Source organism: Citrobacter sp. RHB25-C09 (assembly GCF_013836145.1).
Taxonomy (GTDB): Bacteria; Pseudomonadota; Gammaproteobacteria; order Enterobacterales; family Enterobacteriaceae; genus Citrobacter_A.
This window is the reverse complement of sequence record NZ_CP057483.1, coordinates 648,425-662,058: the sequence shown is the minus strand read 5'-3', so window position 1 is coordinate 662,058 and position 13,634 is coordinate 648,425. Positions and strand designations below refer to the sequence as shown.

Genomic DNA, 13,634 nt, shown 5'->3' with positions numbered 1-13,634 from the left:
AAAAACGGGCAGGAATTCGTTTCCTGCGAAAAAACATTAACCCGGATTAAACGTTACCGGAGGCTTCTCGCTCGGCGACTTCTTTATCGAGCTCAGCGATCTTCTGCTCCATTAACGAGCGGCAGTGTGCGGCCAGTTCCCGGACCTGATCTTTACCGTACTGGCTGACATCTACCGGCGGTAGCATCTCGACGATCACCAGACCATTTTTCAGTCGGTTCAGGTTAATTTTATTCGAGGTATTGGAAACGCACACAGGAATAATAGGTACCCCTGCGGCAATGGCAGCATGAAAGGCACCGGTTTTAAACGGCAGCAGACCACGGCCACGGCTACGGGTCCCTTCCGGGAACATCCAGATTGAAATACGTCGCTTTTTAAAATGGTTCACCACTTCCGCAATGGTGCCGTGGGCTTTCGCGCGGTTATTACGGTCAATCAACAGGTTACCCGTTAGCCAGTACAACAGGCCAAAAAACGGGACCCACAGCAGGCTTTTCTTTCCGACCGTCACGGTTGGCGGCTGAACGATATTCGCTGCCGTCACCATGTCATAGTTGTTCTGATGGTTAGCGATATAGATAGCATTACCGTAACTTTCGGCGTCCTCTGGCTTACGGCACTCCACTTTCAGACCAAAGATCGGCGACAGACGACCAAACATATGGCCGAAGGTGGCAACGTGTTTAGGATTACGCGGGCTGAACAGGCAGTAAATGCAACCGAAAACACAGACCAGAATGGAATAAATTACGGTAATAATAAATCGAAAAATAAATAGCATAACAACCTCTGAAGGCCTAAGAGCCTGGCATTGTACTTCACCTGAAGTCAGGTTAGGGCATTGTTAAGGGGGCTCTCTGGAAAACTGTATTGTTAATCGCTACTCACGAATAAACAACGGTTTTACGGGAAATTTTAATATCATCAATGCGTACAATTCTGATGCCGGATGCGGACGGCGGCGTAAACGCCTTATCCGGCCTACCAGTGATATTCCCGCTGGCCGGATAAGGCAATGCCGCCATTTTATCAGGTGATTTACTCTTCGCTGTCGCCCTGACCTGCACGACGTGGCGAATCAATATCGATACGATCGATACGCTGTAAACCGCGCATCAACGTACCGCGACGTCCACGCTCGCCGGCCACCTTCTGCAATTCTTCCGGACGCAGTTTGATCTTGCGCTTGCCGACGTGAATGGTCAGGGTGCTTTGCGGCGGCAGAACGTAGAGCAGTGCCAGCCCATCTTCCCCTTTCGCCGCTTCCGCTGATGGGATATTGATGATCTTGTTGCCTTTACCTTTTGACAGCTCCGGTAGATCGCTGACCGGGAACATTAGCATGCGCCCTGCCTGGGTGATTGCCAGCAGCATGTCAGCATCATCTTCAATGACGACGGGCGGCATCACGTGGGCGTTTTCCGGCAGCGTAATGAGCGCCTTACCAGCACGGTTACGCGCAACCAGATCGTTGAAGGTACAGACAAAACCGTAGCCCGCATCTGACGCCATCAGCAGCTTCTGCTCGTCACCTTCCATCAGCATATGCTCAACGGTCGCGCCTGGCGGCAAGGTCAGCTTACCGGTCAGCGGTTCGCCCTGCCCGCGCGCCGACGGCAGGGTAATCGGATCAATGGCGTAACTGCGTCCGGTGGTATCAATAAACACCACCGGCTGGTTGCTCTTACCTTTCACCGCCGCTTTATAGCTGTCGCCGGCTTTATAGCTCAGCCCCTGGGCGTCGATATCATGGCCTTTCGCACTGCGCACCCAGCCCATCTGTGACAGCACAATGGTGACTGGCTCAGAAGGCAGCATGTCGTGCTCGCTCATCGCTTTCGCTTCTTCACGCTCTTGCAGCGGAGAACGGCGATCGTCGCCATAGGCGTCAGAGTCTGCCTGCAGCTCTTTCTTCAGCAGCGTATTCATTTTGCGTTCAGACGCCAGGATACCCTGCAACTGATCGCGTTCTTTCGCCAGTTCGTCCTGTTCACCGCGAATCTTCATCTCTTCCAGTTTGGCAAGATGGCGCAGTTTCAGTTCAAGAATGGCTTCGGCCTGGGTTTCGCTGATACCAAACCGCGACATCAACGCGGGTTTCGGCTCATCCTCGGTGCGAATGATTTCAATCACTTCGTCGATATTAAGGAACGCTATCAGCAAGCCTTCAAGGATATGCAGACGTTTAAGGACTTTCTCAAGACGATAGTTCAGACGGCGGCGCACGGTATCGCGGCGGAACGCCAGCCATTCGGTGAGAATTTCCAGCAGGTTTTTCACCGCCGGGCGACCGTCCAGACCGATCATATTCAGGTTGATGCGATAGCTTTTTTCCAGGTCGGTGGTGGCAAACAGGTGGTTCATGACCTGTTCCATATCCACGCGGTTGGAACGCGGCACGACAACCAGACGGGTCGGGTTTTCGTGGTCAGACTCGTCACGCAGATCGTCGACCATCGGCAGTTTTTTATTGCGCATCTGGGCGGCAATCTGTTCCAGCACTTTCGCGCCGGAAACCTGATGCGGCAGTGCGGTAATAACGACCGCACCGTCTTCTTTGGTCCACACCGCACGCATACGCACAGAGCCGCGACCATTTTCGTAAATCTTACGAATTTCGGCGCGCGAGGTGATGATTTCCGCTTCGGTCGGGTAATCCGGCCCCTGCACAATATCCAGCAGCTCATCCAGCGTGGTTTTCGGCTGCTCAATCAGAGTGATAGCGGCTTTTGCGACTTCACGCAGGTTATGCGGCGGGATATCCGTCGCCATACCGACGGCGATACCGGTTGTACCGTTTAACAGAATGTTTGGCAGACGCGCAGGCAGCATTTTTGGCTCCTGCATCGTCCCGTCGAAGTTAGGGACCCAGTCCGCCGTGCCCTGGCCCAGTTCGCTCAGCAGCACTTCGGCATATTTCGACAGGCGTGACTCGGTATAACGCATTGCCGCGAACGATTTCGGATCGTCTGGCGCCCCCCAGTTCCCCTGGCCATCCACCAGCGGGTAACGGTAAGAGAACGGCTGCGCCATCAGCACCATCGCTTCATAGCAGGCGCTGTCGCCGTGCGGATGGTATTTACCCAGCACGTCACCCACGGTACGGGCGGATTTTTTAAATTTGGCGCTGGCATTTAGCCCCAGTTCGGACATCGCATACACAATGCGGCGCTGAACGGGTTTCAGACCATCTCCAATAAACGGCAACGCCCTGTCCATGATGACGTACATGGAGTAATTCAGATATGCGTTTTCCGTGAATTCATGTAGCGCGAGGCGCTCTGCCATATCGCTCATTACGTGTGATTCCTCAACTCAGAAACCGATGGGTTTCAGGCAATATTGCCGCAGATACTACCTTATCTGTCGCGTTGAGTCACAAAGAAAAGGGCCGCGAACGCAGCCCTGATGGGGTTTATTTGCTGACTTTCTTGATTTGCTTCACGTCTATTTCAACGGAATTCCAGTCTTTGTCCACTTCGCCCTGAATTTCAACGGTATCCTGCGGGGTTACCGTCACGCCATTCCAGCGTTTGTGGTCGATATCGACATTGATGGTGCCCGTGGAATCCTTGAACAGATAGAGATCGTCCGAGATGCGCTCGACGATGTTGCCACGCAACGTTACCCAGGTATCATCACGCAGTGATTTCGCGCTTTCTACCGTCGCGCTACTGCCGTTAGGTCCCACAAATCCACCGCTCTGGGTTTGCGTTGCGGTTGGGCCGGAAAAACCGCCCTGCTGCGCCGCAAAAACCGGGGCAGTACAGAGTGCGAATACGGCAAACATAGCAGCCAGTTTCTTCATGATATTTTCTCCCTTTGATGTCTACTCGTCGCTATTACACAGCGTAATTCTTAACAACTTCTTAAGACAAAAAAAGAAACATTTTTTGCTGTACATCACCGACTGCAACGGGGTTTACTGACGTTTTCTGAGACAGACGCAGGGATGAAAAAATGCGAATTTTACTGATTGAGGACGATCTGTTAATTGGTGATGGTATCAAGACAGGTCTAAGTAAAATGGGCTTTTGCGTCGACTGGTTCACCGAAGGGCGTCAGGGTAAAGAAGCGCTGTATAGCGCCCCTTATGATGCGGTGATCCTGGACCTTACGCTGCCGGGTATCGATGGGCGAGATATTTTGCGCGACTGGCGTGAGCAAGGAAAGCATGAACCGGTCCTGATTTTAACGGCACGTGATGCACTGGCTGAACGGGTCGAAGGGCTGCGCCTTGGTGCGGATGATTATCTGTGTAAACCGTTCGCTCTCATTGAGGTTGCCGCCCGACTGGAGGCGTTGATGCGCCGCGCCAGCGGCCAGGCCAGCAGCGACCTGAGTCACGGACAGGTCACGTTAAACCCTGGCGATCGTGTCGCCACGCTCGCAGGCGTTCCGTTAGCGCTAAAACCAAAAGAGTTCGCGCTGCTGGAACTGCTAATGCGCAATAAAGGTCGCGTACTGCCCAGAAAGCTCATCGAAGAGAAGCTGTATAACTGGGATGAAGAAGTGACCAGTAATGCCGTTGAAGTTCACGTTCACCATCTGCGCCGTAAACTGGGCAGTGATTTTATTCGTACCGTCCACGGGATCGGCTACACGCTTGGCGAGGCATAACGGTGGTACAGCGACTTAGCCTGCACGTCAGGCTCACCCTCATTTTTTTGGTTCTGGCTGCGATTACCTGGGCAGCGTCAAGCTTTGTTGCCTGGAAACAGACCACCGATAATGTGGATGAGCTGTTTGATACGCAGTTAATGCTCTTCGCCAAGCGGCTGGTGACGTTGGATCTGAATGAACTGAAAGCCTCAGAGCGGATGTCGCGTACGCCGAAAAAATTCAAACATGGTCATATTGATGATGACGTGCTGATCTTTGCCGTTTATACCCCTGACGGCAAAATGGTGCTGCACGACGGCGATAATGGGCAGTACATTCCCTACAACTACCGCCGGGAAGGGTTTGATGACGGCAAGTTAAATGGCGACGACGATTTATGGCGCTTTATCTGGCTGACCTCCGCGGACGGTAAATACCGTATTGTGGCCGGCCAGGAATGGGAGTATCGCGAAGAGATGGCGCTGGCCATTGTGACCGCACAACTGGTCCCCTGGCTTATCGCTCTCCCATTGATGCTGCTATTACTGATTATGCTGTTGCATCGGGAGTTAATCCCGCTGAAAAAGCTGGCTCAGGCGTTACGTATACGCGACCCGGAATCCAGCGAACCGCTTAGTCCACACGGGGTACCAAGTGAAGTACGCCCGCTGGTGGAGTCGCTCAACCAGCTGTTTACCCGCACGCACGCTATGATGGTGCGCGAACGACGCTTCACCTCTGATGCCGCCCATGAACTGCGCAGCCCGCTGACGGCGCTAAAAGTCCAAACCGAAGTCGCACAGCTTTCTGTCGACGACCCGCAGGCGCGGGAAAAAGCGTTGTTGCAACTGCATACCGGCATCGATCGTGCTACCCGCCTGGTCGACCAGCTTTTGACGCTTTCTCGTCTCGATTCGCTGGATAATTTGCAGGATGTGGCAACGCTCTCGCTCGAAGATGTGCTTCAATCCGCTGTTATGGATATCTGGCCACCCGCACAACAGGCACAAATTGATGTGCGTTTGCAGATCAACGCCCACGACGTAACGCGCACCGGCCAACCGCTGTTGCTGAGCCTGCTGGTGCGTAATCTGCTCGACAATGCGGTTCGCTACAGCCCGCCGGGCAGCGTAGTGAATGTGACCCTCAACGCGAACCACTTTACCGTCAGAGATAACGGTCCCGGCGTGACTCCAGAAGCGCTGGCGCATATTGGCGAACGCTTTTATCGCCCGCCGGGGCAAAGCGTCACCGGTAGCGGACTGGGCCTGTCGATTGTCCGCCGCATCGCCGCCCTGCATGGCATGAAGGTGGAGTTCGGCAATGCGCCGGAGGGCGGATTTGAGGCGATAGTGAAGTGGTATTAGCTGATTTTTGCGCCAGCTGCAAAAGACTTTGCACATTTTGCTCATTACACCGCACCATCCATTGCCGTAAAATTAGCCTCAAACGCATTCCTGAGAGGATAAAAAATGAGCAACATCCTGATTATTAACGGCGCGAAGAAATTCGCACACTCCAACGGTCAACTGAATGACACCCTGACCGAAGTCGCGGACGGTACGCTGCGTGACCTCGGGCATGATGTTCGTATCGTGCGCGCAGACGGCGAATACAATGTGAAAGAGGAAGTACAAAACTTCGTCTGGGCCGATGTGGTGATTTGGCAAATGCCGGGCTGGTGGATGGGTGCGCCGTGGACAGTGAAAAAATACATTGATGATGTATTCACTGAAGGTCACGGTACGCTGTATGCCAGCGATGGTCGTACGCGCTCAGATGCCTCGAAAAAATACGGTTCCGGCGGTCTGATTCAGGGCAAGACCTATATGCTGTCCCTGACCTGGAACGCGCCGATGGAAGCCTTTACCGATAAAGATCAGTTCTTCCACGGCGTTGGCGTTGATGGCGTTTATCTGCCGTTCCACAAAGCGAATCAGTTCCTGGGTATGGAAGCGCTGCCAACCTTTATCACCAATGATGTGATTAAAATGCCGGACGTCCCACGCTCAATTGCAGAATATCGCGAGCATCTAAGCAAAATTTTTGCTTAACTAGTAGCCTGGAATTAGAAGGAGTTAACCATGCTGACAGTTATTGCTGAAATCCGTACCCGTCCAGGTCAACATCACCGCCAGGCGGTTCTGGATCAGTTTGCGAAAATCGTTCCTATCGTGCTGAAGGAAGAAGGTTGCCACGGCTATGCCCCTATGGTCGATCACGCGGCGAACGTGAGTTTCCAGACCACGGCACCTGATTCAATCGTAATGATTGAACAGTGGGAAAGCATCGCGCACCTTGAAGCGCACCTGCAAACCCCGCACATGAAAGCCTACAGCGAAGCGGTCAAAGGCGACGTGCTGGATATGAGCATTCGTATCCTGGAATCAGGTATTTAAGTTCCCGCTCTCCCGTCAGGCCTACCATCGTAGGCCTGATGAGGTTCAACCGTTACGGCAGCGCTTTTTTCAGTCTGCGCACCGCTTCTTCCAGTTCATTCATTGTTGGCGTCGCGAATGATAAACGCAGCGTGCGTTTATCCGGATGATCGCTAAAGAAAAACTCGCCCGGGACATACACCACTTTTTCCTCTAAGGTGCGGGAAAGCCACGCGGTGGTATCGAAATCGTAACGGAACGTCGCCCACAGGAACATCCCCCCCTGCGGCATGTGAAACGAAATATGATCGCCTAATTCACTGCGCATCATGTCAGCCAGGAAATAACCCTTCTCGCGGTATGCCTGACGGATAATCTGGATCTGATCCGTCAAACGCCCTAATGCCAGATAGCTCGCTGCCATCGCCTGAGAATGGGCGCTGGTATGCAGGTCGGTGGCCTGTTTAACGATAGTCGCCTTTTGTCTTACCCATTCCGGTAACACCACCCAACCGACGCGTAAGCCCGGCGCAAGAATTTTGGAAAACGTTGACGTATAAATCACGTGCCCTTCGCTGCCGCTCTCCTGCGCATGCTGGAAAAGCGTTTTATAGGTCTGGTCTGTGAAGTTAATTTCACCGTAGGGATCATCTTCGATGATGACAAAGCTGTACTGCTTCGCCAGTTGCACCAGCTTGCGCCGACGCGCATCGCTCAGAACCACGCCGCCAGGGTTACCAAAGGTTGGAACAATGTAGACCGCCTTGAGCGAGTGTTGCTGGAGCAGAGCTTCCAGCTCATCGACGATCATGCCGTCTTTGTCGGTGCCAACAGAGAGAATATTCGCCTGTGACAGTTGCAGAACTTGCAGGGCGGCAAGATAGGTCGGACGCTCTACCACCACTTTGTCACCCGGATTAATCAGCGTTCTGACAAGAATATCCAGCGACTGCTGGGAACCGTTCGTTATCAGGATCCCTTCCGGCGTTGCCTCAATGCCGCGACCACGGCACAACGCGCCGATCGCCTCGCGCAGCGGTGGATAACCTTCACTCAGCCCATACTGGAAAGCATCCAGAAACTGATTTTCCATCATATTGCGCGTGGCTATTTCCAGTCCGGCCTTGTCAAAAAGCTCAGGGCTGGGGATACCGCCACCCAGCGATATCACGCCAGGCATTTTGCTATGTTTTAGTAATTCACGAATTGCTGATGGTTTCAGGGCGTCGACGCTCTTTGCCAGATGTGTGTTGTTCATCCTGTATCCTTGTTATGTGTTCCGGCGTCAGTCCCGGCAGTTGGTATACCCGCGCTCTCGCCTCCGTTTTCAGCGTAATAGACCTCCCAGGCAAGATCAATCAGATAGTGCTTCGTCAGCGACGACATAATCCCCATCGCCCACTGCTGATAGCGTTCGCGATCCGGGTCAGTGACCGGCAGATGTTTAACCAGTTCCAGCAGGCCGCAAACGGCAATCGCCGCCGATGAAGAATCGCGCAGCGCATCGGTCCCCACCAGCGCCAGATCCCAATGACAGACCGCATCTTCCGGTAGTCGGTTCAGGAAATAGTTCGCCAGTTTTTTCGACAGCGCTACCATCTCTTTGTCGCCGGTGTAGAAGTACACCATCCGACCAGGGCGGATGTTCTTTTTCCGCCGTTTACTCTGCATAAAGTCAGGCTCGAGGCGCTGGCCAAAGAAATGGGCAAATCAAAGAGCTACGTTTCGCGACGCTTCCACATTGAAACGGGGGAAAGCATCCTCGACTATCTTAATACGCTGCGCCTGAGAAAGGCCTGTGAAGCGCTGTTACACAGCAGTGAGAGCGTGCGGGAGACCGCAGGGAAGGTGGGGTTTTCCGACGTAACCTATTTCATTAGCGCGTTCGGAAAAAGGATTGGCGAGACGCCATTGCAGTATAGAAAAAGACACACCCTGTAATTTTCTCGCCGCCATCCGGCAAAGTGCCCGGTGGCGCTCTCGCTTACCGGGCCTACGGATTGTCGCCGTTCTGTAGGCTGGATAAGACCCCACGGGTCGCCATCCGCCAAAGTGCCCGGTGGCACTGTCGCTTACCGAGCCTACGGAGTAGCGCTGTTCTGTAGGCCGGATAAGACCCTACGGGTCGCCATCCGGCACTGTCACAACGGTTCCAGTTAGACGTCGAGATCGGCGAGGTCGCCTTTTTCCTGCAACCAGTTACGGCGGTCTTCGGAGCGTTTCTTCGCCAGCAGCATATCCATCATCGCGTTGGTACGCTGATCGTCCTCATCGCTGATAGTAAGCTGCACCAGGCGGCGGGTATTGGGATCCAGCGTCGTTTCACGCAACTGCATCGGGTTCATTTCACCCAGACCTTTAAAGCGCTGGACGTTTGGCTTGCCTTTCTTACGCTTCAACTGCTCAAGAACGCCCGCTTTCTCTTCTTCCGTTAATGCGTAATAGACCTCTTTACCCAGGTCAATACGGTACAACGGCGGTAGCGCGACATGGACGTGCCCATGTTTCACCAGCGTGCGGAAGTGCTTCACAAACAACGCGCAAAGTAGCGTCGCAATGTGCAGACCATCGGAGTCCGCATCCGCAAGGATACAGATCTTGCCGTAACGCAGTTGGCTCAGATCGTCACTGTCCGGATCGATGCCGATCGCCACCGAAATATCGTGAACTTCCTGCGAAGCCAGTACTTCATCCGACGAGACTTCCCAGGTATTCAGGATCTTACCTTTGAGCGGCATAATCGCCTGATATTCGCGATCGCGCGCCTGCTTGGCAGATCCGCCCGCCGAGTCCCCTTCCACAAGGAACAGTTCGGTACGATTGAGGTCCTGCGCGGTACAGTCGGCCAGTTTTCCTGGCAGGGCCGGTCCGCTGGTCAGCTTTTTACGCACCACTTTCTTGGCAGCGCGCATCCGGCGCTGAGCGCTGGATATCGCCATTTCCGCCAGCAGTTCTGCTGACTGGACGTTCTGGTTCAGCCACAGGCTAAAGGCATCTTTTACTACACCGGAAACAAAGGCCGCGCACTGACGTGAAGAGAGACGCTCTTTGGTCTGCCCGGCAAACTGCGGGTCCTGCATTTTCACCGACAGCACATACGCGCAGCGGTCCCAGATATCTTCTGCTGAGAGCTTCACGCCGCGCGGCAGAATGTTGCGGTATTCGCAGAACTCGCGCATTGCGTCGAGCAGCCCCTGGCGCAGGCCGTTAACGTGCGTGCCGCCCTGCATGGTGGGGATCAGGTTGACATAGCTTTCAGTCAGCAGCTCGCCACCCTCTGGCAGCCACAGCAGCGCCCAGTCAACGGCTTCCGTATCGCCAGCAAAATTGCCGATGAAGGGTTTTTCAGGCAGCGTCGGCAGGCCGTTAACCGCTTCGCCCAGATAATCATTCAGACCATCCTGGTAGCACCAGCGCTGTTCGCTATTGTTGACCTCATCCTTAAAGGTGATTTCAACGCCAGGGCACAGCACCGCTTTGGCTTTCAGGATATGGGTCAAGCGAGAAACGGAGAAACGCGGACTATCGAAAAAAGTTTCGTCCGGCCAGAAGTGGACGCTGGTCCCGGTATTACGCTTACCGCACGTACCGACGACCTGAAGATCCTGAACCTTGTCACCGTTTTCAAACGCAATGTTATACACCTGACCATCACGGCGGACGTTGACTTCCACGCGCTTAGACAGGGCGTTCACCACGGAGATACCCACGCCGTGCAGACCACCGGAGAACTGATAGTTCTTGTTAGAGAACTTACCGCCCGCATGCAGTCGGCAAAGAATCAATTCAACCGCCGGAACACCCTCTTCCGGGTGAATGTCCACAGGCATACCGCGCCCGTCATCGATAACTTCCAGTGATTGATCGGCATGAAGAATGACGTCCACGCGTTTAGCGTGGCCAGCCAGTGCTTCATCCACACTGTTATCAATAACTTCCTGCCCAAGATGGTTGGGGCGGGTCGTATCTGTGTACATTCCCGGGCGACGGCGCACCGGCTCGAGCCCAGTGAGTACCTCAATGGCATCAGCGTTATAAGTTTGCGTCATGGTTTCAATAGCAGTTCGAAATGATTGTCAGCAACTGTGCAGTCCAAGGAAATCGACAATCTGGTTGAAATAATCTTCGAAGCCCGTAAAGGCATGGCATCCGCCCTCAATAACAGTCTGGCGGCAAGAGGCGTAATGCGCCACTGCCTGGCGGTAATCCAGCACTTCATCGCCCGTCTGTTGCAGCAGCCAGATCAAATCAGGCGCTTCCAGCGGGTCAATCTGCATGACTTTGAGATCGTAAATATGGCGTGACTCTAGCACATATTGCTGCCCCGTGTAGGGGTTCTCGTTCTGGCCCAGGTAACCGACCAGCAGTTCAAATGGCCGTACCGCCGGGTTAACCACGACGGCAGGCAACATAAAACACTGCGACAACCAGGTGGCATAATAGCCGCCCAAAGAGGAACCGACGACACCCAGCGGCTCGCCGCCATGCGCCAGTATGATCGATTCCAGCATTTCCGCCGCGTCCGCCGGATACGGCGGCAACTGCGGAATGATCATCTCAATTTCAGGATGTTTCTCGTGCAGCCACTGTTTCAGCAGACACGCTTTCGCGGAACGCGGTGAGCTATTGAAGCCATGCAGATAGAGGAGCGTAGACATCAGTAGCCTTCTGAAGCGGTGTCAGGGCGGAACTCGGTTCCCTCCAGACGGCAGACGTCGGTTCGCAACGTGCCGTCGGCGAATAACTCCAGCGTGCGCCAGCCTGGTGCTTTCGTATCAAGGGTAAAGTTCGCGCAGTGAGGTTTAAACTGAACGCAGGTCGAGGGTGTCGCCAGCAGGCGGCGGCCATTCCAGTCGACATCCAGTTCCTGATGAATATGCCCACAGAGCAGATGCTTCACGCGGGGGAAATTCACCAGCACGTTGTCCAGTTCGGCGGCGTTACGCAGACTATGCTGGTCCAGCCAACTGCACCCTGCGGGCATCGGATGATGATGCAAAAGCAGCAACGTGTGGCGCTCCGGCGCTTCGGCCAGTTTGTGCTCCAGCCATTCGAGCTGGAATTCACTGAGTTCACCATGGGGAACGCCAAAAACCTGACTGTCCAGCAGCAGGATTTGCCACTGTTCGCCAATGAAAATGCGCTTTGCCGGGGAGATCCCCGCGTCTTGTAACGCGCTGTACATCGCGGGCTGAAAGTCGTGATTGCCGGGCAACCAAACGCAGGGCGCACGAAAGCTTGCGATACCCTCAGCGAAATGCTGATAGGCCGCAGCAGTTTGGTCCTGCGCTAAATCACCTGTCGCGACCACCAGATCGTATTCCTGCCCTTCGGCATGAATCGCATCCAACACCGCCCGGTAGCTCTCCCAGGTGTTGACGCCCAGTAGCGTTTCGTGTTTTTCGGCAAACAGGTGAGTATCAGTAATTTGTAAAATCCTGACGCTGGCCTCACCAGACAGTGACAGGTTTAACAGGCTTTCCAAATGGTGTCCTTAGGTTTCACGACGCTAGTAAACCGGAATCGCCATCGCTCCATGTGCTAAACAGTATCGCAGCCAATCGGCCAGAAACTGGTTAATTTGATGCTTTTCGTCGCGTTGATGCAACTTTTTATTTGGGTAATCATACCGCGCTTTGAAGCGAAAGATCTGCTGACTTGAACACACTTCAGCCACCATCGCATCATGATAGAGGCGAACTGTCAGCGACGGCAGGCTCCAGTAAGTGATAGCAGGCGCCGTCTGCTCGATCGTCACAAGCGTCGTGTAGCGGGTCGATTCCACGATCGTTAACCGGTATTGCGCATTGCCCACCTGATAGCTGACCGTTTCGCCAGGCGCGTCATTGCGCGGCAACAGGCGGCGCAGTTGCGAAAAATTAGTTTCGCAAAGGCGCATCATTTCAGGAAAGTCGGGTGTATAGCGCTTCATTTTTTCCACTCGTGTATTAACTCTTTATAGTGCAGCTGCAGCCATTGCAGGGCGATGACAGAAGCCGCGTTATCAATTTTCCCCTCTTCTACCCAACGGTAAGCCTGCTCCCGGCTTACCACATGAACCCGAATATCTTCGTTTTCATCAACCAGACCGTGAATCCCGCTCGCGGTCGTGGCGTCCACTTCACCCACCATTATTGACGAGCGCTCGCTGGTGCCGCCAGGGCTTGCCAGATAACTGAGCACCGGTTTGGTTCGCTTAACCGTGATACCGGCCTCTTCCAGCGCCTCGCGCCGGGCGACATCTTCGACGGTTTCACCCTCTTCGATCATCCCTGCCACCAACTCCAGCAGCCACGGCGTTGGGCTTGTGTCAAACGCCGCAATCCTAACCTGCTCGATCAACACCACTTCATCCCGCTCAGGGTCAAAGGGTAGCAAGACTGCGGCGTGACCGCGCTCAAAAATTTCTCGACGAACTTCCTGACTCATTTCGCCGCTGAATAAACGATGGCGGAAACGATAAAGATCCAGCGAAAAAAAACCGCGATACAGCGTTTCTCGTGCAATAATTTCTACATCGTTTTTAGAGAAAGTGACCGGCGAGTTGCCTGATTTACGCATTGTGCTGTCCTGTACCAATAGTGATTTAAATGTGAATTTCAAGGCCGTTTGACTGCCGTTTCATCGACCTTGTGATAAATTGGTGCAAAT

13 protein-coding genes and 2 pseudogenes are annotated in these 13,634 nt (G+C 53.9%); 5 read left to right on the top strand and 10 right to left on the bottom strand.

The features are described 5' to 3' along the window. Nucleotides 1-46 precede the first annotated feature (46 nt). From plsC to HVY19_RS03175, 3 genes are all read right to left on the bottom strand, one after another. Complete coding sequence (gene plsC / locus HVY19_RS03185; RefSeq protein ID WP_181682940.1) at nt 47-784, bottom strand: 1-acylglycerol-3-phosphate O-acyltransferase; 738 nt, start codon at nt 782-784, stop codon at nt 47-49. Nucleotides 785-1,041: 257 nt separating this feature from the next. Beyond that, entirely contained in the window at nt 1,042-3,300 is a 2,259-nt protein-coding gene (gene parC / locus HVY19_RS03180) for a DNA topoisomerase IV subunit A (RefSeq protein WP_181682939.1), read from the bottom strand. Nucleotides 3,301-3,418: 118 nt separating this feature from the next. Next, nucleotides 3,419-3,811, bottom strand: coding sequence for a YgiW/YdeI family stress tolerance OB fold protein (locus tag HVY19_RS03175; protein WP_181682938.1), 393 nt, complete (start codon nt 3,809-3,811; stop codon nt 3,419-3,421). A gap of 152 nt (nt 3,812-3,963) precedes the next feature. On the opposite strand from HVY19_RS03175, the gene qseB reads away from it, so the two are divergent. The 4 genes from qseB to HVY19_RS03155 all read left to right on the top strand — a co-directional run bounded on the left by qseB (nt 3,964) and on the right by HVY19_RS03155 (nt 7,004). Next, the gene (qseB, locus tag HVY19_RS03170) at nt 3,964-4,623 is read left to right on the top strand and encodes a quorum sensing response regulator transcription factor QseB (RefSeq protein WP_181682937.1); all 660 of its coding nucleotides are present in this window, start codon (nt 3,964-3,966) and stop codon (nt 4,621-4,623) included. Next, complete coding sequence (gene qseC / locus HVY19_RS03165; RefSeq protein WP_181684204.1) at nt 4,620-5,972, top strand: quorum sensing histidine kinase QseC; 1,353 nt, start codon at nt 4,620-4,622, stop codon at nt 5,970-5,972. The genes qseB and qseC overlap by 4 nt, the downstream gene beginning before the upstream one ends. A gap of 105 nt (nt 5,973-6,077) precedes the next feature. After that, on the top strand, nt 6,078-6,659 hold the full coding sequence (locus tag HVY19_RS03160) for an NAD(P)H-dependent oxidoreductase (RefSeq protein ID WP_181682936.1): 582 nt from the start codon (nt 6,078-6,080) through the stop codon (nt 6,657-6,659). Nucleotides 6,660-6,689: 30 nt separating this feature from the next. Further along, a complete protein-coding gene (locus HVY19_RS03155) occupies nt 6,690-7,004 on the top strand; it encodes a putative quinol monooxygenase (protein WP_181682935.1) in 315 nt (104 codons plus the stop codon). Nucleotides 7,005-7,056: 52 nt separating this feature from the next. Here HVY19_RS03155 and HVY19_RS03150 read toward each other — a convergent pair whose 3' ends face one another. Continuing rightward, on the bottom strand, nt 7,057-8,241 hold the full coding sequence (locus tag HVY19_RS03150) for a PLP-dependent aminotransferase family protein (protein ID WP_181682934.1): 1,185 nt from the start codon (nt 8,239-8,241) through the stop codon (nt 7,057-7,059). A 98-nt stretch (nt 8,242-8,339) separates the two neighbouring features. Then, a pseudogene (locus HVY19_RS03145) lies at nt 8,340-8,600 on the bottom strand (glucuronyl hydrolase); the annotation flags it as partial. A 69-nt stretch (nt 8,601-8,669) separates the two neighbouring features. Between HVY19_RS03145 and HVY19_RS03140 the strand changes: the two are divergent. Then, a pseudogene (locus HVY19_RS03140) lies at nt 8,670-8,924 on the top strand (helix-turn-helix transcriptional regulator); the annotation flags it as partial. A gap of 215 nt (nt 8,925-9,139) precedes the next feature. Here HVY19_RS03140 and parE read toward each other — a convergent pair. Genes parE through nudF form a run of 5 tightly spaced genes read right to left on the bottom strand, consistent with a single transcriptional unit; the run spans nt 9,140 to nt 13,544 of the window. After that, nucleotides 9,140-11,032 carry a DNA topoisomerase IV subunit B gene (gene parE / locus HVY19_RS03135; RefSeq protein WP_181682933.1) on the bottom strand — a complete coding sequence of 631 codons (1,893 nt, stop codon included), beginning with the start codon at nt 11,030-11,032 and terminating at the stop codon, nt 9,140-9,142. A 27-nt stretch (nt 11,033-11,059) separates the two neighbouring features. After that, nucleotides 11,060-11,641, bottom strand: a complete 582-nt coding sequence (yqiA, locus tag HVY19_RS03130; protein ID WP_181682932.1) for an esterase YqiA — start codon at nt 11,639-11,641, stop codon at nt 11,060-11,062. Next, nucleotides 11,641-12,468 carry a 3',5'-cyclic-AMP phosphodiesterase gene (cpdA, locus tag HVY19_RS03125; RefSeq protein ID WP_181682931.1) on the bottom strand — a complete coding sequence of 276 codons (828 nt, stop codon included), beginning with the start codon at nt 12,466-12,468 and terminating at the stop codon, nt 11,641-11,643. The genes yqiA and cpdA overlap by 1 nt, the downstream gene beginning before the upstream one ends. Before the next feature lie 24 nt (nt 12,469-12,492). Next, on the bottom strand, nt 12,493-12,915 hold the full coding sequence (locus HVY19_RS03120; RefSeq protein WP_181682930.1) for a DUF1249 family protein: 423 nt from the start codon (nt 12,913-12,915) through the stop codon (nt 12,493-12,495). Then, nucleotides 12,912-13,544 (bottom strand): ADP-ribose diphosphatase, encoded by a 633-nt coding sequence (gene nudF / locus HVY19_RS03115; RefSeq protein ID WP_181682929.1) that lies wholly within the window; start codon nt 13,542-13,544, stop codon nt 12,912-12,914. The genes HVY19_RS03120 and nudF overlap by 4 nt, the downstream gene beginning before the upstream one ends. Nucleotides 13,545-13,634 lie beyond the last annotated feature (90 nt).